We start from the raw sequence: 17668 nt of genomic DNA, 5'->3' as shown, positions 1-17668 counted from the left end.
TCCCAGATGGAGCAATAGACTCGGGCATGATCGCGCGCCACGGGGGTGCGTCCTCCGATTCAGATCCGGTGTGCGGCAAGGGAAAGGCGCGCACGTATCCGGGCAGCGGTGTAGGTCGACATGCGGCAGCGCTGGGCCACCTGGTGATCGGTCAGGCCGTTGCGGTGGCACCAGGACACCGCCAGTTCCCGCGCACGCGGGGAGACCTGTTCGGCGACCAGCTCACCGGCCAGGCACCGGCGCGCGTCGTCCGCGTCCTGGTGCTGGCCGTGGTTCAGGCTCACCGTTTGGCCTGCTTTGTGTTGTCCGCCAACGGCTTGAGGTCCAGCCGGTAGACCGGGACCAGCTTGCCCAGGTTCTTGCCGTGCCGGTCCGTGCTGGGCACGTACTTGCCCGTGGGCCGCAGTACGCCGAGCCGGGTCAGGCCGTTGGTGGTCGCGCCGACAGTCGGCGGGCGTACCCAGGTTGGCCGCAGGTTGCGCCACCGGTTGGCGTTGGTCTCCCGGGCCGGGTGGGATAGCGCGTCGCAGACGATGACGGTGACGTTGGCGTTCAGGTGGTCCTGGTTGCGCGGGTCCAGCAGCAACAGCGCGGACACCGACGCGATCGGGTCGGCCGGGGACAAGGGGGCCGAGGCTGCGCTGCGCACAACCTCGGCCACCAGGTCCGCCAGCCCCTCATGGGGCCGGGAACGCCCGGCCTTGCTGGTGCTCATGCCACCCGTGCGGGCTGCCGAGACGGCCCGCACGTAGGTGGCGCGTCATGCGACACCGACCAGGCGGTGCCGTCCCCAGAGGACGACGCGGTGACTTTCTGTGATCCCATGGTGGCCGCCTCCTTGGCGGCAGGGCTGAAGATCGGGCGGGGTGGTCGCAGATCCGCCGAACGCCTCAACCAGCAGACGTCCGGGCCGGACTAACAGCGATAACCACACCGACAACAGCGCCGTCACTGTGCCGGAACCGGCACAGTGGATCACCACCAGACGCACGAATCCCCTCCTACGCGCACGTCACCACCGCCCCAGGTGCCCCCCGGGCGGGGGACACGGGGTGACTCCGTGTGATCCCCACATTGGGGGACCCGCCCCGACTGTGTCAAGTTCGCAAATCCGTGAACACGCCGCTGTTGCAAGTTTCTGCAACAAGGGCGGGATAGTGTGAGGTGACACCTGGCGGCGATGCGCGCACCTGGACCGGTGCGCCAAGATCGCCGTGATCAGTACGGCGGGTCAGGCCGTACAAGAAGTGAGCGCGACCGGCGGGCCGGGCGCGCTGGGAGAGGCACCGATGAGCACACCACTGTCCCCTGTGGACGAACTCCGCATCCGCTACACCAAGAGCGAGCGGCATCCCCAGGGAGAGAGTGTCCGCGAGATCGAGCGGCGCAACGGCTTAGCCGGTGGCGCGCTGTCCAACGCCCGGCGACGGACTCGGGACGGAAAGCTGCCCTCCCTGGCTGCGCTCGAACGCTGGGCCGAGGCACTGCCCGCGCCGCTCCCCGAGGTCTCCCGGGCGTTCGCACAGGAGTGCGGCGTGGATCTGGCGGCCACGCTCTCAGCCGAGGAGGAGCAGATAGTCGCCGACTATCGGGCGCTCTCCGCCTCCGAGCGGGCACTAATCCGGGACCTGCTCAGCCTCTCCGCCGACCGCGTCCGGGCCGCCCGGGTCGAGCCAGGTGCAGCAGGTCGAGAGAGTGTGTACACCGAAGTGCCGTCGTCTCGCTGACGTGCGGCTGTCTGCCGAAGCGCCTTGCGTGAGCATTCAGCAAGGAGCAGGATGCAAATTTCAGAAGACGTTGATGGCTCAACCAGTCGGGGGGCTGGAGAGGGTGAGCCAGAGGAGCACGTCCCGCTGACGGACTGTCGGGCGGGACGTGTACGGAGGGGACAACCGTGCACGCGCAGTACCTGCTGATCGAAGTTCACCGACAACTCACCGCGCCGTGGGAGCTGCGGATCAACCCTGACGGGTCCCGCACGATCCTTGCCCACCCTGACCTGCCGCTTACCAACGGGTTCGCCGAGCTGGTCAACGATGTCCAGGCGGCCAACCGCTGCCCCTGCACCCGCCAGCTCGGCGACGCGGACACCGCCCCTGGCGCCACCTGCACCGCCCTGCGCGTCAGGCCGGCGTCGACCGCGGGGCGGCACACGGCCCGCCCCGAACTGGCCACCGACACGCCTGGCGGGATCGTGCAACCCCGGACGGCTGCTGACGATGAACGGCCGCCCGGCGAATGCGCCTAGCCGCGTCGGCCGTCCCGTGGCGTCGGCAACAGCTCGGTGATCCGCATGTTGAGTTCCCGGACCTCGCCGTGACGTGCATGCGGTACGCCTGCGTCACGGAGCTGTTCAAGCGCCTGGAACACACGGACGGACCGGACGCTACTCGCCGAGTTCAGAACCTGGTTGCCGAGTAGCACGGCCTCGCGCGGGTCCTCGCGTGCCATCGTGAGTGCGGCCAGGTTGGCCATTGCCAGGGTCTTACCGCGCGAGTGCCCGTCCGGGAAGCTCGCAATGGACGCAGCAAGCTGCACCCGGACCTCCGCGTATTCCCCGCCCTGCAAGGCCAGGCCGAGGCGCGCTCGTCCACAGTCGCGCCGAAGCCGTGACACGTCGTAGTACCGCGCCCACTCGGGTTCATCGCCGGTGCCGACCTCGAACACGTCTTCGGCTCGACGTATGGCCGCAATGCAGTCGACTTCCCGCTGTTGCCCCATGGCACCGAGCGCCCGAGCATGCCGGGAGTGGATCATTGAGCGGACGACCGGCGGCATGAGGTCGAGTCGCACAAGTGCTGACTCGGCGTAGGTGAGAGCCTCGGGCTTCTTCTCGTGTACAGCGAGATTTGCCAAGCCGGACAACGCTTTCGCTCGCATCGGCCAGTCTCCGCCTTCCGTCGCGCAGCCCACGGCGAAGTGGAAGCACCGTTCGGCTTTGCGGAGGTGACCGGAGTCGAAGCAGATGCCCGCCACGGTGTCGGCAAGTTCACTGAGTGCCGCGTACAGGTCGGTCCGCAGGTCATCGGTAAGGCTGGCGTGACGCAATTGCGCGGACTGCGCAAGCTGAGCGTGCGCACCCTGCGCATAGGCGCTGCCACCGAAAAGGTGATCCTGCTCGGAAAAGAACTTGGACATCGCCAGGATCTGACGAATGTCCCCTTGGTCCACTCGCTGATTTCCGCTGGGGTTCGGCTGGTGGGCGTCGAATACGGCCAATGGGTCGGTCATGGCGAGACCCGCGACACTACCGGCCATCGCTCGCATGAAGGCGCGTCGCTTCACGTCGTCCCCTCCATTCACTGTCCGGGGGCTGCCTCCCACGGTAGCGCCCCGGGGGCGGCTTCCGCGAAGGCCAAGTTCGGCGTCTGTCGCTGCGCCGAGGACCGCCCGGAGCGCAGCCCGTGTAGCCGCGTGCGGCTTGTTGATCTCCCGCCGTTCGAGCTTGCTGATGTAGTCACCATCAGTCGCACCACGCGTGCCCGTATGGTGCTCTAGCTGGTCATTTAGGCGTTGCGCCAGCTCTTCTTGCGTCAGCTCCAACGCCAGCCGCCGCCCCACAAGAAGATCGTTCTTCTCCCCTGCCACGGCTTCCCCTCCGCGATCGATCGACTCCGCAGTGTAGCCGTGCGACCAGGTCGTTCGGAACTTTCGCCGCCGTTCCTCCTAGCTTTCCTCCTAGCTCGATCCCTAGTTGATCACCTACCTGAACCCTCCTAGTGATCCTCCGTTCCGCCCGGAATTCAACAGGAGCATCGTGATTGACGTGCCGCGCAGGACGAAACGGCACACGCCAGGAATCGAATCTCCGTGGTCCGACTCCTAGCAGGCCGGTGATCGGAGTTTGGCCCCCCGACGCTGCCACCGATCACCGGCTTCCCAATCCAATGAGAAGAGGAATTCAATGCTCGCCCCGGCAGGCACCGAAGTCCGTTCCGAGGAGGGCCGCCCCATCGAAAACGCGCTGAAGAACGCGCTCCGCTACGCGGCTTACGGGTGGCCGGTCCTGCCGGGTACCGCATGGGATGGCTTCCGCTTCCGCAACCCCGCGACCGGGCAGCCCGAGGACCGCCTTCGCCCGGCCGTCGCCAAGGAGCAGGCGACCACCACCGCCGAGATCATCCTCCGCTGGTGGAGCGATAAGGCGCACGTGATGCCTTCCGTCCTGCTTCAGACCGGCGACGTGTTCGACGTGCTGTCTGTTGACGCGCCCGTTGCCCGGATGGCGTTCGAGCGCGACACCTTGCAGGAGAGGTGCGGCCCCGTCTTGTTCAGCCCGTGGGCCGGGCGGACGTTCTTCTTCGTGCAGCCCGGCACCCTGGTGGACCCTGGCGCACGGCAGAATCCGGGCGATCTCGCACTGCTGCCGTCCAGCAGTTGGGTTCCTGTCCCGCCGACACGCGCGCACGGAGTCAACGCGCACTGGTTGGTCAGCCCGGAAGTGATGCAGGGCCAGCTCGCCGACGCGAACACCATCCGCGAAGGCTTGGCCGGGGCTATGCGTGCGAAGGGGTTGCGCGCGTGGAAGAACCGCCAGCCCATCACGAAGTGAACTCCCCCTGATCTTCGCCCGTTCAGCCACACCGGCCCCGGCTGGACGGGCCTTCCCGCCGGGCGGCGGGGAACTGCCCCCAGCAGCGAACCGCCGCCCGGCCGCGGTTACAGCTCAACTTGCCGCCCGGGTTCGTCCGGCCTGCCTCCGGCCGGCCGGACGAACCCGGGCGGCAAGCCCCGAAGTTTCGGAACGCGCCACCAAGGCGCGATCCGGTTACGAGATAAGGAGAGCGCCATGGACACCCACTCCACCGAACCGCAGAGGCCACCGAACGAGCAGGCCGCGCCGACTGTCCTCCTGATCGACCTGGGTGACGTCGCAGACCTCACCCTTGGCGGTCAGCCGCAGAGCGGCCCGGAGGACAAGCGCTACTTCTACCAGTAGCCGTCCGTGGCGGGTGCCCGTCTGGGGGCGGGCACCCTCCTCTTGCTGAGTTGGGGTGTTCATGTACTGGTTTGGTGGTTTCAGCGGGCCGACTGACGCCCTGGTCCTGCCAGTCGGCGCGCATTTCCCGCTGCGGGAGAAGGAAAACCTCTGGTCGGTCGGCCCGTGGTTCGTTGACGAAGAGCAGACGGCGAGAGACCAGGTCCGGCAGGTGGCGATTTTCGGCCCCTGCGGAAACACCGAGGCAGAGCTTCATTCCCTGGTGGCGAACGGGGTTCCTGACGACGTCGCTTACGCCTGGCCGGGGTCGTACACCGTGGTCGAGCTGACGAGCAGCGGCACAACGATCTGGACCGACCTCGGCGGAGCCTGTCCGATCTACGTGCTTGAACGCGACGGTGGCGCGATGTGGGCATCAAGTTCCCGCGCACTGGCCGCGCTGACCGGTCAGCGAATCGACTGGGACCGAATGGCCGTCTATCTGGTTGCGCCCGGGATCACGCCGCTCACCGACGGCCGTTCCATGTTCGCCGACATCCGGCACATACCTGCCGGGCACCGCCTGTTTCTGCCTCGCCGTGGTGCGCCAGTCTGCCAACGAGTGTGGACGCCCACACCGACCGCCCGGACTGTGGACCTCCGGACCGAACTGGCGTCTGCTGTCGCGGTCCGGCTCAACAGCTCTGCCATGCCAACCGCCGACCTGTCCGGCGGGTTCGACTCCACCGCGCTGTGTCTCCTCGCAGCCGAACAACTGCAACCGGACCTCACCATCAGGGGGGTCACGGTCCACCCGAAGGGGATCACCAGCGGCGGAGACATGGACTACGCGCGCGTCGCGGCGAACCGGCCGGGGATCGAGCACCACCTGTTCCCCCTGGACGAGAAGCACGCTCCGTATGGGCGGTTGGAGAACGTCCCGATCACGGACGAACCCGCCCCGTCGACCATCGCCCACTCCCGGTTCGCTGCTCAACTCCGTTGGATGCAAGAGGCGTTCGGCTCCGATTGCCACTTCACCGGCGACGGCGGAGACGCCCTACTGTGCACTCCGCCGGTCTTCCTTGCCGACCTGGTGCGAGCAGGGAAGATCCCGCGCATGTACCGCGACGCGGTGAGGTGGGCGCGGGTACGCCGATGGAAGGTCGGACCGCTGCTCAACGGTGCGTTCGGTACCGCTCGCTCCGACCCACGTCAGGCGCTCCACCGGGTGGCGGGAGTGCTCGCGGGCGGGCTCCCGGCGAAAGCGAACAACGGCGGAGTGTCCTGGTATCCGCAACTCCCTGTCCCTGCGTGGGCCACGAAGGACACGCGAGCAATGGCGTCGCGGCTGGCACGCGAAGCCGCAGAGCGCACCGCGCCTGCAACAAGCGGTCCGATCACTCCCGGGTACGTCGCCGACGTGATGGCCGAGGTCGGCCGTACCGCCCGCGCCGATGCACAGCTGGCCGAGAGCTACGGAATCCCGCTGCACAACCCGTTCGTCGACTCCCGGGTTATCAACGCCTGCCTGTCCCTCGATCTCGAAGGGCGCCCGGGGCCAGCCGAGTACAAGCCCCTGTTGCGCGACGCGCTAGGGGACCTGCTGCCAGGCAAGCTGGCCGGGCGACTGACGAAGGGCTGCTTCAATGCGGATCACTTCGCTGGCCTGCGGGCGGCCCAGTCCACCCTGTTGGACTTGGTAGACGGCCGATTGGCTGACCGGGGCCTTGTCGCGCCTGACCGTCTGCGGCAAACCCTCGCACAGGCAGCGGCTGGTCTGCCGGTCGCAAACGCCTGCGTCGATCCTGTCGTCTCAGCGGAGGCGTGGTTGCTGGCGCTGGACACCGCGCCAGCAGTGAAGTGGACCGATGCCGCGCCGGGGAATGAGTGATCATGACCTTCTACTCCGCGCCCCGCTACGTGGTCGCCTGTGAACTGGGTCCCGCAACCGCGTTGGTCAACTACCGCACCGGCCGACTGCTCATCCTGGTTGGACCGGCCGCAAGCTGGTGGACCGACCTCGCCAGCAGTGGCGATACCACTACCTGTCAGACGCTGCTCCCCGCCGATGGTGCGTTGCTGTGCGAACAGCTCACGGCCGCTGGGCTACTGGTGCAGACAGCCGAGGCCGAGCCATGGAGTCCACCCGTAGCCGGGAAGCCCTGGGTGCCGAGCTGGGGAACCCAGGAAGTGCTGGCGGGCCTCGGGCCGCTGCCGCGTGCCCGGCTCCGCGCTCGGCTGGTTGCCGCCGTGGCAATTCTGCTGGTCTTCGCCGTCCGGCATTTCGGCCGTCGCGGTGCTGACATGCACCGGCTGGTCAGCGTGCTGCGGTGGTGCGTTCGGCGCGCTGACCGGCCTGCAACCCCGGCACAAGCTCATCGTGCAGTCGCGGCAGTTCGCCGCGTCGCAAATCTGTTTCCTGGACGTGTCGCGTGCCTGGAAGAATCCGCCGCTGTGGTGTTCCTGCTCAGCGCTTCCCGCTGCTGGGTGACCTGGTGCCACGGAGTCGCCGCCGATCCGGTACGACTTCACGCATGGGTGCGAACGAGCAACGGGCACGCGGTGGCTGAGCCGCCATCAACAGCGCGCTTCGCGCCACTCCTCACGATCACCAAGCACCCGCACAAGGGAGACGATCACCATTAGCGCCGAACCCGTGATCTGGATCAAGAACGCGACCTGTGGACTCGGCCCGCAAAGGGCTGACCAGGTCGAAGACATTTGGCGGTGGGAGCAGGACCCCCGCGTGATGCTCGGAATGGGACGACAGAACCCGGAATCCCTGGAAGGCCGCACCGAGGGCTTCAACATCCAGATGCGCGGCACCGGGCACTCCACCCGCTTCATGATTTACGACGTCACCGGGGACAAGCCGGTGCCGGTCGGAACGTCCGTCCTGCTGGTCGACCACGCGGTACGGACCGCTGAGTTCTTCATCCTTATCGGTGACAGCGCGAACCGTGGTCGGGGGATCGGTGCTGAGGCCACGCGGCTGACGCTGGACTGGGCATTCCACGTCACGGCACTGCGGTGCGTACACCTGATGGTGCTCGAACCGAACACCAGCGCGATCAAGGCTTACGAGAAGGCCGGATTCCGTCGCATCGGAACCCGACGCCATTCGGGTCACTGGCTGGGTCAGGTGTGCAATGAGGTGCTGATGGACGCGGTACCAGAGGACTTCTCTGGTCCTTCCGCGATCACGCCACTGGCTGAGCGCAGCGGCTGATCGGTCGCCGATCCAGCGTTCCCGGGGTTTGACCGGTCCGGCTCAAACGGCCAGGTCAGACCCCGGCCGTGTCTTGGCAGGTCCCGGTGAGGCCACTGCTACAGTGTCGGAGGTTGGCAGACCTGGGGGTTCGCCGGCGTCACCTTCCACGAGGTCCGCGCCAAGTCGGTGCTCAACCGGGTGCCCGCCGCATCCAGCATGCCCTTCGGCTGGACGGTCAACCCCTACCGCGGCTGCGCGCACGCCTGCACCTACTGCTTCGCCCGCAACTCGCACACCTACCTCGACCTGGACGCCGGACGGGACTTCGACACCCAGGTGATCGTCAAGGTCAACGCGGCCGAGGTGCTGGCCAAACAGGTCCGCGGGCCGAAGTGGGCGCGCGAGCACGTCGCGATGGGCACCAACACCGATCCGTACCAGCGGGCCGAGGGCCGGTACCAGTTGATGCCCGGCATCATCCGCGCGCTGGCCGACTCCGGCACCCCGCTGTCCATCCTGACCAAGGGCACCGTGCTGGCCCGCGACATCCCCCTGCTCGCCGAGGCCGCCACCCAGATCCCGGTCGGGCTGGGAGTTTCCCTCGCCCTGCTCGACCGCGACCTGCAACGCAGCCTGGAACCCGGCACCCCGAGTCCGCAGGCCCGCCTGGACCTGGTGCGCCGGCTCGCCGACGCCGGCCTGCCCTGCGGCGTGTTCGTCGCCCCGGTGCTGCCCTGGCTCACCGACAGCACCGAGCACCTGGACGAGTTGTTACGTCAGATCGCCGCCGCCGGCGCCAGCGGTGTCACGGTGCTGGCCCTGCACCTGCGCCCCGGCGCCCGCGAGTGGTTCCTGCGCTGGCTGGCCAGGGAACACCCCGATCGGGTCGCGGGCTACCGCCGGATCTACGGTCGCGGCAGCTACGCCGACAAGCGCTACCGGACCTGGCTCGCCGAACGATTGGCACCGCTGTTGCGACGCCATGGTCTGGACCGCCGCGGCCGGACGCTGACCGGGGTGCCGGGCGATGAGGGTGCGGTGTGGCCGGAAGGCAGCCTGCCCGAAGGCGCCCCCACCGCGGCCGCGGTCGACCAGGAACAACTCACCCTGTTGTGAGGCGCGGGTTTCTGCTGTTAGTCACGGCTGAGGTCGTGAGCCAGCCTGGTCAGCAGGCGTTGTCGGCCGCCAGGGCTTGTGCGGGTCAGGTCGGCATGATCAGGCAGCTGCTGCTGGCGGTCGCGACCAGCTTGCCCGCCGCGTCGGTGACACTCGCCTCCGCGAACGCGATCCGCCGCCCCGGCTTGGTCACCCAGCCCCGCGCGATCAGTTCGCCGCTGTCCGCGTGCACCGGCCGCAGGTAACTGACTTTGATCTCCACCGAGGTGTAGCCCGTCCCGGCCGGCAACGTGCTGTGCACCGCGCAACCCGCCGCGGAGTCCAGGAGCGTGCAGACCAGTCCGCCGTGCACCACGCCGATCGGGTTGTAGGCGGATTCGTCCGGCGTGCAGGCGAACACGACCTCGCCCTCCCGCACCGACACCGCCCGGAACCCCATCAGCCCGGCGATCGGCGACGGCGGCAACTCCCCGTCGACCATCCCGGTCAGGTACTCCAGCCCTGACAACCCCGCGCCGACCTTGGCCAGCGCGAACGGGTCGTACCAGGTCACCGTCTTGCTCCGGGGCTCACCCCAGGACGCGGGCGCCAGCTCACTCATGTGCGGGACCGTATCATCTAGGTTCGCAAGTCGAACTCAACTCATGGGAGAATCACACCCGTGACCGCCCCCAGAACCTGCTCGGTAGCCCTGTCCCTGGAAGTCCTGGGCGAACGCTGGTCACTGCTGGTCCTCCGCGAGGTCTTCCTGGGCAACCGCCGCTTCGACACCATCCGCCACCACACCGGCGCACCCCGGGCAATCCTCACCGCCCGCCTGAACACGTTGGTGGCCAACGGGATCCTGTCCCGGCAGGAGTACCGCGAGGCGGGGGCGCGGGCTCGGCAGGAGTACCGGCTCACGCCGGCGGGCCGGGAACTCCAGCCGGTGCTGACCGCCCTGATGCAGTGGGGCGACAAGCACCTGGTCGCCCCGGCGCCGCCACCGCTGGAGCTGCGGCACCGGGACTGCGGCGGCCAGGTTCGCGCGATCCTGACCTGCGACCACGGCCATCAACTCCCGGACACCGGCGCCGGCCTCGACCCCCGGCCCCGGTAACTCACCCCGGCCCGGCCCTGGTAGCCCGGTCGACGGGGCCAGGCGGGCACTTGCCGGTGGGGCGGCACTTGCTGGTGGGCCAGGCGGCGCCGGCGGCCAGGCCCGCGCGACCCTCGTGGGCTGTGTCGGCGAGGCGCTCGCCTTCCCTGGCTGGCTGGTCGCGCGGGCCCTGGCTGGCCGGCCGGTCGTGCGGGCCTGGCCGCCCCTGCTCGCTGCTCAGTCCGCCGCCCGCCTCGCCGGAGTGCTCGCCCAGTCGCCCGCTCGCCCAGTCGCCGGAGCACTCGCCCAGCTGGAGTGGTCGTCCGGTTCGCGTCGTCAAGGCGGTGGCTGGGTCCACCTCAAGGCCCCGCCGTCCCCCGCCCCGCATTCCGCTCTATTTGCGGCAACGATTCGATCAGAGTGCAAGGTTCCGGCTTCGGGTCACTCAAACCGGTGAACCTCAACGTCGGTTTTGCCGGAGCTGGCAAACCTGGGCTGGGGCAGCCGAATCCAAGCTACCAGCCAACAAATCCATGCTGCCAGGCGAGTCTACGCCGCCGAGCCACCCGCTCAACCCACCTCCACCCTGCCTACCCGACCGGCCGCCCAACCCCTCACCCCGCGGGCCGGTCCAACTGCCACACCACATCCACCCCAACCTCGCCCGGGCTCAACGGCTCCCGCGGTGGCTCATGCCGCGCCACCTCCGCGAACCCCAACCGCTTCGGCACCGCCCCACTGCGCACATTCGCCAGGTCATGCCAGATCTGCACGAATTTGATGTCCGGCAACGAGAACGCCGTCTGGACCAGGGCAGCGGTGGCCTCGGTGGCGTAGCCCGCGCCGACCTGGGCCGGGTGCAGCCAGTAGCCGATTTCCAGGCCGGCTGGGCCGATTCGGCGTTCCAGGGCGGTGGCGCCGATGATGTTGCTGTTGTGGGTGATGGCGTAGCTGTAGGCGGTGTGGGTTTGCCAGCTTTGGTGGACGAAGTTCAGCCAGGTTGTCGCGGTGTCCCGGGTGTAGTCGGCTTCCGCCCAGGGCATCCATGGCCGCAGGTGGGGGAGGGCGGAGGTGACCACCTGGTGGACTTCGTCCACATCGGACAGCTGCAGGCGGCGCAGGACCAGGCGGGCCGTGGGGAGGTGTTCGGGTGGGGCGGTCATGGGGGGCATCTTGTCAACTTTGGGGTTGGCGGGCCTGGGTTTTACCAGTGGCGGCCAGTGGGGAGGTCTTTCAGTTCCGGGCGGGACAGGTGCAGGACCTGGAAGGTGACGCCGGTGCCGGCCGGGGGTTCGGTGGTCCACAGGGTGTAGCGGAGGAGTTCCCAGGTTCGGGGGTCCAGGGCCAGGGCGGTGCTGTGCACGCCGGGGGTTTTGGCGTGGGTTTGCAGGTCGGCCACGGCGGATTCGACGGCGGCGCCTGGCTCGGGGGAGCAGAGGGAGGACAGTTCGGTGGTGGCGGTGCTGGGGGGCATCGCGCTGGCTGGGCCGTGCTCGAAGGCCAGGCCGGTCCAGTGCTGGACCACGGGGCGGCCGAAGTCGTTGCAGATGCCCTGGAAACCCTTGCCCCACAGGAAATCGTTCATGCCCCTGGTGGTGCGCCACAGGTAGAACGGGGCGTACTGGTTGACCGGGGAACCCGCCACGCCTCGTTCCCGGATCAGGTAGGACTTGAGGCCCAGACCGGGGAAGGTGTCCAGAATGGGCCCTTTGCTGGCCACCCGGGCCCGGATGATGCCCATGTCGTAGTCGGCGGGCAGGGTGATCGCGTACCGCATCGCGTGCATGACCGGTGATCTCCTTCGGAAGGGGTCCGAGGTGTCTGCCGGGTACTGTACATACCAGTAGGTACAGGGGGAAGTCGGGGTGGGTCCCGGCTATTCGACAAGGTAGTCGAGGTCAGTCACTCCGCATTTCCAGCAAGCCCGCCGACCGGCCGAATTCCGGCCATACCCGCAGCCACTCGCCCAGCTCGGCGATGACCGCCGGGTCGCGCAGGAACGGGCGCAGCCGGGCCGCGGTCTCCACCAGCTGCCGCGAACGCAGCAGCGGGCGGACCTCGGTGCCGTGCAGGCCGGGCACGCCCCAGCGTTGTTCGGCGTCGACCCGGCCCAGGGGCACCCCGGCGAGCAGGGTGGTGGTCAGGTCCTCCGCGGCGGGCAGCAGCCGGGGGCGGTCCTCGGCGCCGTTGTGGCCGTACAGCTCCAGCCGGGCCGCGGACTCGGCGACGCGGCGGGCCACCTCGGCGGGGTCCAGGGCACCTCGGCGGACGGCCTGGTCGGCGAACCACAGGTACAGCGGCACCCACACCGCCTCGGCGCTCTCCCGCCAGCCGAGCTTGATCGCGAACACGGTCAGCCGCGATCGCCACCACTCGGCCCGCTCGTGGTCGGAGGCGTCGGGGGCGGGGTCGCGCTGGTCGAGCCAGCGGGTGCGTTCGGCGTCCTCGGCGGTGGCCAGGTGGTTGAGGGACTGCTTGAGCGCGTCGAAGCGGGCCCTCGGCAGGTTGTGCAGCAGGCCGGGGGCGGAGATGCCGCTGATCGAGCCGATCTCCTCGGTGGGGGAGGTGACGAACTCCTCCTGGCCGACGATCTCGATCACCACGGCCTGGCTGTCCGGCTGCCAGTAGGAGCGGTGCGCGGGCATTTCCTGGGGCAGGTCGAGCAGGGGGATGTCGCGGCGCTGGAGTTCGGCGCGCAGGTCGGCGAAGGAGGGGTTCGGCTCGAAGGCGCCGTAGTTCTCCCGCAGCAGCGCGGGGGTGTCGCCGAAGCCGATGGCCAGCCGGTGCACCTGCGCGCTCAGGTGCACCCCGTGCCAGGGCGCGCCGCGGCGGGACTCGCGTTCCCAGAAGTACTCCAGCAGCCCGTAGTCCAGGTTGAGCGCCTCGGTGGAGACCGTCTCGACGTACTCGCGGTTGTCTGCGTCGAAGAGTTCGTCCAGCTCGGCCGGGGTCCAGTGCCGGTCGGCGCCGAGCACCGCGCCGGTGGCCACCAGGTCGGCGTAGAAGTCGATATCGCTCATGGCGCGGGCGCGGGACGCAGGTCGACGGCGGCGATCCGCTCGGTCCGGTAGCCGTCCAGGTCCTCGGTCAGCCACTGCTCGCCGTCCCGGATCTGGTGGAACCGGAAAGTTCCCGCACTGCGGCTGACCGACACGATCGAGCGAACCGGCACCGGTTCCGGCAGGTTCGCGGCCAGTTCGCACACGGCGAAGCCGAGCAGGATGCCCTGGCGCAGCATCAGCCGCTGATCGCTCTCCTCCACATCGGGTTCGCTGCCGTCGTCGGGCACCCCGGTGGAGACCGGCAGGTGGTAGCTCAGGTGCAGTTTGTTGGCCAGGCACTCCCGGCCGGTCAGATCAGGACCGGCCGGGATGCCGGAGCCGGCGAGTGCGGCGAAGACCAGCGCGCCGGAGAGCCGCGCCAGTCCGGGTTCGATGACCGCCGTGTGCAGTGACGCGTGCAGCGGCTCACTCGGCAGCGCGGTGGTGCGCAGTCCGGGGCCGCGCAGCGCCGCGACCGCGTTCTGGTTGAGCGCAACGGTGATCACCAGTGCAGTGTGCGCCACGACGGGCCCGAACGGGATGCCGGACCCGTCCTGGCGGGTGCATTCGTTACTGCTCGCCCCAGCCGCCCTGCACCATGGTCTGGAACAGCCAGCGCCCGCCGACCCGGCCCAGCAGGTCGCCGTAGCGCACGGTCTGACTGTGCCCGCCCACGGTGAACGTGGCGTCGCTGATCACGAACACCAGGTCCTTGCTGACGAAATGCGGGGTGCGCACCGAGGTGGTCTGCACGTCCTGGCCGCCGCCGAGGATCTCGGTCCACTTCTCGACGAAGACCTCCCTGGTCCAGGTCGCCGCCGAGGCGTTGCCCTCGGCGTCGGTGCTGACCACGTTGATCGGGAACAACGCCATGTCGGCCATCCGCTCGACCTGGACCGCGGCCGCGGCGCCGTCGTACTCGGCGAACCAGGCGAGCACGCTCGCCACGTCCTCGCTGGTGGGGACGTATCCGGCTCCGTCGGTGGGGAGGACATGGGTTTCGGTCACTGGCGCTCCTTCTTGTGCTGCTCAGTCGGGCCTTGCTGCGGGCAGGCGAAGTACCACCTGGCTCGTATGGCGTACGGTACGGCGTACGATTCGATTCGGCAAGCAGGATTGACTGTGATGCGGGTCACGGTCGAGTGGGCGGGAAGGTGGAGTGCTCAACTAACAAGCAGGCTTGACTGTTTGTTAGTTGAGCGGGATGCTCTGCGGCATGAGCGCGCCCTCCAGGCAGCGGCAGGCCGACCGGAGCCGGGAGACCCGACGGAAGCTGATGGTGGCGACCGTGGACTGCCTGGTGGAACGGGGCTGGGCCGGGACGACGACCACCTTGGTGGCGCAGCGGGCCGGGGTATCCCGGGGCGCGCAACTGCACCACTTCCGGACCAGGGGCGAACTGGTCGCCGCCGCGGTGGAACACGTGGGCGCGCTCGGCGTCGAGCAGCTGCGGGCCCAGGCCGCGACCGCCTCCAGCGGCGGCGGGCACACCGTGGCCGTGGTGGAGCTGCTGGCCGACTTCTACGCCAGCCCGCTGTTCACCGCGGCCCTGGAGCTGTGGGTGGCCGCGCGCACCGACGCCGAACTGCGTGAGCTGGTGCTGCCGTTGCAGACCCGGCTGGGCCGGGAAACACACCGGCTGGCCCTGGAACTGCTGCGGGTAGACGAGGCGCAGCCCGGGGTGCGCGCGGCGGTGCAGGCGACATTGGACCTGATCCGCGGACTGGCGCTGGCGAATCTGCTCACCGACGACAGCCGTCGGCGCAAGCGGATCGTGCGGCAGTGGGCGGCGATGCTGGACGAGGCGTTGCGAGGGGAGCGGGAATGAGCGCGGTGGCGGGCTTGCTGGCGGATCTCGACGCCGAAGGGGGTGACCTGGACGCGCTGGTCGCCGGGCTGGACGCGGCCGGACTGGCCACCCCCACCCCGGCGGCGGGCTGGAGCATCGCGCACCAGCTGGCGCACCTGGCGTGGACGGACCGGCAGGCCATCCAGGCGGCCACCGATCCGGCCGGGTTCCTGGAGGCGGCCAAGGCGGCCAATCCACTGTCCTATGTGGAGGACGGGGCCAATGAAGGCGTTGGCGAGGCGCCGGAATCACTGCTCGGGCGGTGGCGGGACGGGCGGGCCGCGCTGCGGGCCGCGCTGGCCGCGGTACCGGCTGACGCGCGGATTCCCTGGTTCGGGCCGCCGATGAAGGCCACCTCGATGGCCACCGCGCGGATCATGGAGACCTGGGCGCACGGCCAGGACGTGGCCGACGCGCTCGGCGTGCGGCTAGTGCCGACCCACCGGTTGCGGCACATCGCGCACCTGGGCGTGCGGACCATGGGGTTCGCGTTCGTCTCGCGCGGTGAGTCCGCGCCGGAGACGCCGGTCCGGGTGGAGCTGATCGGGCCGGACGGGGACCGCTGGGAGTGGGGGCCGCCGGAGGCGGTGGACCGGGTCAGCGGGGACGCCCTGGACTTCTGCCTGCACGTGGTGCGCCGCCGGCACCCCGACGACCTGGGGCTCACCGTCACCGGCCCGGTCGCGACCAAGTGGATGAGCATCGCGCAGGCCTTCGCCGGACCGCCCGGAGCCGACCGCGAACCCGGGCAGTTCAATGCCTGACCAGGTGCTGCGGATCGGGAACGCCTCCGGCTTCTACGGCGACCGGTTCAGCGCGGTTCGCGAGCAACTATATGACGGCGAACTGCATATCCTCACCGGCGACTATCTTGCCGAACTGACCATGCTGATCCTGGGCCGGGACCGGCTCAAGGACCCGGCGCTCGGCTACGCGCGCACCTTCCCCCGGCAGCTGGAGGAGTGCCTTGGGGTGGCCCTGGAACGCGGGGTCAAGATCGTCACCAACGCCGGTGGCCTCAACCCGGCCGGGCTGGCCGCGGCGTTGCGGACCTTGGCCGAGCGGCTGGGACTGGCCGTGCGGGTCGGGCACGTCGAAGGCGACGACCTGCGCGGGCGGGCGGCGGAGCTGGGCTTCGGCGAACCGTTGACCGCCAACGCCTACCTCGGCGCCTGGGGCATCGCGGACTGCCTGCGCGCCGGGGCCGATGTGGTGGTCACCGGACGGGTCACCGACGCCTCCCTGGTGGTCGGGCCCGCGGCCGCGCACTTCGGCTGGGACCGCCAGGACTGGGACGCCCTGGCCGGGGCCACCGTGGCCGGGCACGTCCTGGAATGCGGAACCCAGGCCACTGGGGGCAATTTCGCCTTCTTCGCCGATCTTGACGATCCGCGGCGGCCCGGGTTCCCGATCGCGGAGATCGCCGCCGACGGCAGCTCGGTGATCACCAAACACCCGGGCACCGGTGGCGCGGTCACCGTGGACACCGTGACCGCGCAACTGCTCTACGAGATCGCCGAACCCGCCTACCCCGGCCCCGATGTCACCACCCGGTTCGACACCATCCAGCTTGAAGACGCCGGGCCGGACCGGGTGCGGATCCACGGGGTCACCGGGGTCGCGCCGCCGGAACGGCTGAAGGTGTGCCTGAACCGGTTGGGCGGCTTCCGCAACTCCACCACGTTCGTCCTCTGTGGACTTGACGTGCAGCGCAAGGCCGAGCTGGTGCGGGCGCAACTGGAGGACGCCCTCGGCGCGGACGGGCTGACCTGGACCCTGGCCCGCACCGACCGGGCCGACGCGGACACCGAGGAGACCGCCAGCGCCCTGCTGCACGCCACCATCAAGGACGCCGACCCCCAGCGGGTCAAGGCGTTCTCCCGGTCGGCCATCGAACTCGCGCTGGCCTCCTACCCCGGATTCCACGTCACCGCGCCACCCGGTGACGGCACGCCGTTCGGGGTGTACTCGGCCGCCTACGTCGACCGCGCCGAGGTGCGGCAGCTCGCGGTGCTCCCGGACGGGACCCGGATCGAGGTCGAAGAGCCCCCGGTGGCCACCGCTGGGCCGGTGGAACCCTTGGCGGGCACCGATCCCGTGCCCTTCGGTGGGCATGAGAACACCCGGCGCGGGCCGCTCGGCCGGATCGCCGGGGCCCGGTCCGGGGACAAGGGCGGGGACGCCAACCTCGGCGTGTGGGTCCGCTCCGAACCCGCGTATCGGTGGCTGTTCCACCACCTGACCGTGGCCCGGCTCAAGGAACTGCTGCCGGAATGCGCCGAGCTGACGGTGGAACGGCACGCGCTGCCGAACCTGCGCGCGGTGAACTTCGTCATCCGCGGCCTGCTCGGGGACGGGGTGGCCTCCTCGACCCGGTTCGACCCCCAGGCCAAAGCCCTGGGCGAATGGCTGCGGGCCCGAGTCGTCGAAGTGCCGGAGGTGTTGTGGTGAG

At 69.4% G+C, this 17668-nt stretch carries 21 protein-coding genes and 1 pseudogene; 12 read left to right on the top strand and 10 right to left on the bottom strand.

Going from position 1 to position 17668, the window contains the following annotated elements:
* Window positions 1–59: 59 nt before the first annotated feature.
* Window positions 60–284, bottom strand: coding sequence for a hypothetical protein (locus MZC64_RS16120; protein ID WP_247757519.1), 225 nt, complete (start codon window positions 282–284; stop codon window positions 60–62).
* Window positions 281–715 (bottom strand): hypothetical protein, encoded by a 435-nt coding sequence (locus tag MZC64_RS16115; RefSeq protein WP_247757518.1) that lies wholly within the window; start codon window positions 713–715, stop codon window positions 281–283. The genes MZC64_RS16120 and MZC64_RS16115 overlap by 4 nt, the downstream gene beginning before the upstream one ends.
* Before the next feature lie 574 nt (window positions 716–1289).
* Between MZC64_RS16115 and MZC64_RS16110 the strand changes: the two genes are divergently transcribed.
* Window positions 1290–1727: a hypothetical protein gene (locus MZC64_RS16110; protein ID WP_247757517.1), complete on the top strand. Its 438-nt coding sequence runs from the start codon at window positions 1290–1292 to the stop codon at window positions 1725–1727.
* Between the two features lie 167 nt (window positions 1728–1894).
* On the top strand, window positions 1895–2248 hold the full coding sequence (locus tag MZC64_RS16105) for a hypothetical protein (RefSeq protein ID WP_247757516.1): 354 nt from the start codon (window positions 1895–1897) through the stop codon (window positions 2246–2248).
* On the opposite strand, the gene MZC64_RS16100 is transcribed toward MZC64_RS16105, so the two are convergent.
* Window positions 2245–3588: a hypothetical protein gene (locus tag MZC64_RS16100; RefSeq protein ID WP_247757515.1), complete on the bottom strand. Its 1344-nt coding sequence runs from the start codon at window positions 3586–3588 to the stop codon at window positions 2245–2247. The two genes, MZC64_RS16105 and MZC64_RS16100, sit on opposite strands and share 4 nt — an antisense overlap.
* A 316-nt stretch (window positions 3589–3904) precedes the next feature.
* Between MZC64_RS16100 and MZC64_RS16095 the strand changes: the two genes are divergently transcribed.
* From MZC64_RS16095 to MZC64_RS16070, 6 genes and pseudogenes are all read left to right on the top strand, one after another.
* Window positions 3905–4552 carry a bifunctional DNA primase/polymerase gene (locus MZC64_RS16095; protein WP_247757514.1) on the top strand — a complete coding sequence of 216 codons (648 nt, stop codon included), beginning with the start codon at window positions 3905–3907 and terminating at the stop codon, window positions 4550–4552.
* A 237-nt stretch (window positions 4553–4789) separates the two neighbouring features.
* A complete protein-coding gene (locus tag MZC64_RS16090; RefSeq protein ID WP_247757513.1) occupies window positions 4790–4939 on the top strand; it encodes an albusnodin family lasso peptide in 150 nt (49 codons plus the stop codon).
* Window positions 4940–5000: 61 nt separating this feature from the next.
* Window positions 5001–6812, top strand: coding sequence for an albusnodin/ikarugamycin family macrolactam cyclase (locus MZC64_RS16085; protein WP_247758246.1), 1812 nt, complete (start codon window positions 5001–5003; stop codon window positions 6810–6812).
* A 2-nt stretch (window positions 6813–6814) separates the two neighbouring features.
* Window positions 6815–7567 (top strand): lasso peptide biosynthesis B2 protein, encoded by a 753-nt coding sequence (locus MZC64_RS16080; RefSeq protein WP_247757512.1) that lies wholly within the window; start codon window positions 6815–6817, stop codon window positions 7565–7567.
* 10 nt (window positions 7568–7577) lie between these two features.
* Complete coding sequence (locus MZC64_RS16075; RefSeq protein WP_247757511.1) at window positions 7578–8150, top strand: GNAT family N-acetyltransferase; 573 nt, start codon at window positions 7578–7580, stop codon at window positions 8148–8150.
* A 129-nt stretch (window positions 8151–8279) separates the two neighbouring features.
* Window positions 8280–9248: pseudogene (locus tag MZC64_RS16070) on the top strand (Rv2578c family radical SAM protein); the annotation flags it as partial.
* A gap of 85 nt (window positions 9249–9333) precedes the next feature.
* On the opposite strand, the gene MZC64_RS16065 reads toward MZC64_RS16070, so the two are convergent.
* A complete protein-coding gene (locus tag MZC64_RS16065) occupies window positions 9334–9849 on the bottom strand; it encodes a PaaI family thioesterase (RefSeq protein WP_247757509.1) in 516 nt (171 codons plus the stop codon).
* A 60-nt stretch (window positions 9850–9909) separates the two neighbouring features.
* On the opposite strand from MZC64_RS16065, the gene MZC64_RS16060 reads away from it, so the two are divergent.
* A complete protein-coding gene (locus MZC64_RS16060) occupies window positions 9910–10347 on the top strand; it encodes a helix-turn-helix domain-containing protein (protein WP_247757508.1) in 438 nt (145 codons plus the stop codon).
* A gap of 1 nt (window position 10348) precedes the next feature.
* Here the strand turns inward: MZC64_RS16060 and MZC64_RS16055 are convergent, their stop codons facing one another.
* The 6 genes from MZC64_RS16055 to MZC64_RS16030 all read right to left on the bottom strand — a co-directional run bounded on the left by MZC64_RS16055 (window position 10349) and on the right by MZC64_RS16030 (window position 14375).
* Window positions 10349–10666: a hypothetical protein gene (locus MZC64_RS16055; protein WP_247757507.1), complete on the bottom strand. Its 318-nt coding sequence runs from the start codon at window positions 10664–10666 to the stop codon at window positions 10349–10351.
* Window positions 10667–10940: 274 nt separating this feature from the next.
* Window positions 10941–11489 carry a GNAT family N-acetyltransferase gene (locus MZC64_RS16050; protein ID WP_247757506.1) on the bottom strand — a complete coding sequence of 183 codons (549 nt, stop codon included), beginning with the start codon at window positions 11487–11489 and terminating at the stop codon, window positions 10941–10943.
* 41 nt (window positions 11490–11530) lie between these two features.
* On the bottom strand, window positions 11531–12112 hold the full coding sequence (locus MZC64_RS16045) for a DUF4865 family protein (protein ID WP_247757505.1): 582 nt from the start codon (window positions 12110–12112) through the stop codon (window positions 11531–11533).
* A 112-nt stretch (window positions 12113–12224) separates the two neighbouring features.
* Window positions 12225–13346: a hypothetical protein gene (locus MZC64_RS16040; protein WP_247757504.1), complete on the bottom strand. Its 1122-nt coding sequence runs from the start codon at window positions 13344–13346 to the stop codon at window positions 12225–12227.
* Window positions 13343–13873 (bottom strand): hypothetical protein, encoded by a 531-nt coding sequence (locus MZC64_RS16035; protein ID WP_247757503.1) that lies wholly within the window; start codon window positions 13871–13873, stop codon window positions 13343–13345. The genes MZC64_RS16040 and MZC64_RS16035 overlap by 4 nt, the downstream gene beginning before the upstream one ends.
* Window positions 13874–13937: 64 nt before the next feature.
* Entirely contained in the window at window positions 13938–14375 is a 438-nt protein-coding gene (locus MZC64_RS16030; RefSeq protein WP_247757502.1) for a nuclear transport factor 2 family protein, read from the bottom strand.
* Between the two features lie 208 nt (window positions 14376–14583).
* Here MZC64_RS16030 and MZC64_RS16025 point away from each other — a divergent pair, with 208 nt between their 5' ends.
* The 3 genes from MZC64_RS16025 to MZC64_RS16015 are packed head-to-tail and all read left to right on the top strand — an operon-like array spanning window position 14584 to window position 17667.
* Window positions 14584–15195, top strand: a complete 612-nt coding sequence (locus MZC64_RS16025) for a TetR/AcrR family transcriptional regulator (RefSeq protein ID WP_247757501.1) — start codon at window positions 14584–14586, stop codon at window positions 15193–15195.
* Entirely contained in the window at window positions 15192–15980 is a 789-nt protein-coding gene (locus MZC64_RS16020) for a TIGR03084 family metal-binding protein (protein WP_247757500.1), read from the top strand. The genes MZC64_RS16025 and MZC64_RS16020 overlap by 4 nt, the downstream gene beginning before the upstream one ends.
* On the top strand, window positions 15973–17667 hold the full coding sequence (locus MZC64_RS16015) for an acyclic terpene utilization AtuA family protein (RefSeq protein ID WP_247757499.1): 1695 nt from the start codon (window positions 15973–15975) through the stop codon (window positions 17665–17667). The genes MZC64_RS16020 and MZC64_RS16015 overlap by 8 nt, the downstream gene beginning before the upstream one ends.
* Window position 17668: the final 1 nt, after the last annotated feature.

This window comes from Crossiella sp. S99.2, assembly GCF_023094165.1.
Lineage (GTDB): Bacteria > Actinomycetota > Actinomycetes > Mycobacteriales > Pseudonocardiaceae > Crossiella.
Note: the sequence above shows the minus strand (reverse complement) of the source record. Positions and strands in the feature narration are given on the sequence as shown.

What these genes read in the sequence shown, in the direction of transcription:
- MZC64_RS16115 (WP_247757518.1), bottom strand. Translation starts at nt 715, where the DNA reads ATGAGCACCAGCAAGGCCGGGCGTTCCCGGCCCCATGAGGGGCTGGCG.
- MZC64_RS16110 (WP_247757517.1), top strand. Translation starts at nt 1,290, where the DNA reads ATGAGCACACCACTGTCCCCTGTGGACGAACTCCGCATCCGCTACACC.
- MZC64_RS16095 (WP_247757514.1), top strand. Translation starts at nt 3,905, where the DNA reads ATGCTCGCCCCGGCAGGCACCGAAGTCCGTTCCGAGGAGGGCCGCCCC.
- MZC64_RS16090 (WP_247757513.1), top strand. Translation starts at nt 4,790, where the DNA reads ATGGACACCCACTCCACCGAACCGCAGAGGCCACCGAACGAGCAGGCC.
- MZC64_RS16085 (WP_247758246.1), top strand. Translation starts at nt 5,001, where the DNA reads ATGTACTGGTTTGGTGGTTTCAGCGGGCCGACTGACGCCCTGGTCCTG.
- MZC64_RS16080 (WP_247757512.1), top strand. Translation starts at nt 6,815, where the DNA reads ATGACCTTCTACTCCGCGCCCCGCTACGTGGTCGCCTGTGAACTGGGT.
- MZC64_RS16065 (WP_247757509.1), bottom strand. Translation starts at nt 9,849, where the DNA reads ATGAGTGAGCTGGCGCCCGCGTCCTGGGGTGAGCCCCGGAGCAAGACG.
- MZC64_RS16050 (WP_247757506.1), bottom strand. Translation starts at nt 11,489, where the DNA reads ATGACCGCCCCACCCGAACACCTCCCCACGGCCCGCCTGGTCCTGCGC.
- MZC64_RS16045 (WP_247757505.1), bottom strand. Translation starts at nt 12,112, where the DNA reads ATGCACGCGATGCGGTACGCGATCACCCTGCCCGCCGACTACGACATG.
- MZC64_RS16040 (WP_247757504.1), bottom strand. Translation starts at nt 13,346, where the DNA reads ATGAGCGATATCGACTTCTACGCCGACCTGGTGGCCACCGGCGCGGTG.
- MZC64_RS16025 (WP_247757501.1), top strand. Translation starts at nt 14,584, where the DNA reads ATGAGCGCGCCCTCCAGGCAGCGGCAGGCCGACCGGAGCCGGGAGACC.
- MZC64_RS16020 (WP_247757500.1), top strand. Translation starts at nt 15,192, where the DNA reads ATGAGCGCGGTGGCGGGCTTGCTGGCGGATCTCGACGCCGAAGGGGGT.
- MZC64_RS16015 (WP_247757499.1), top strand. Translation starts at nt 15,973, where the DNA reads ATGCCTGACCAGGTGCTGCGGATCGGGAACGCCTCCGGCTTCTACGGC.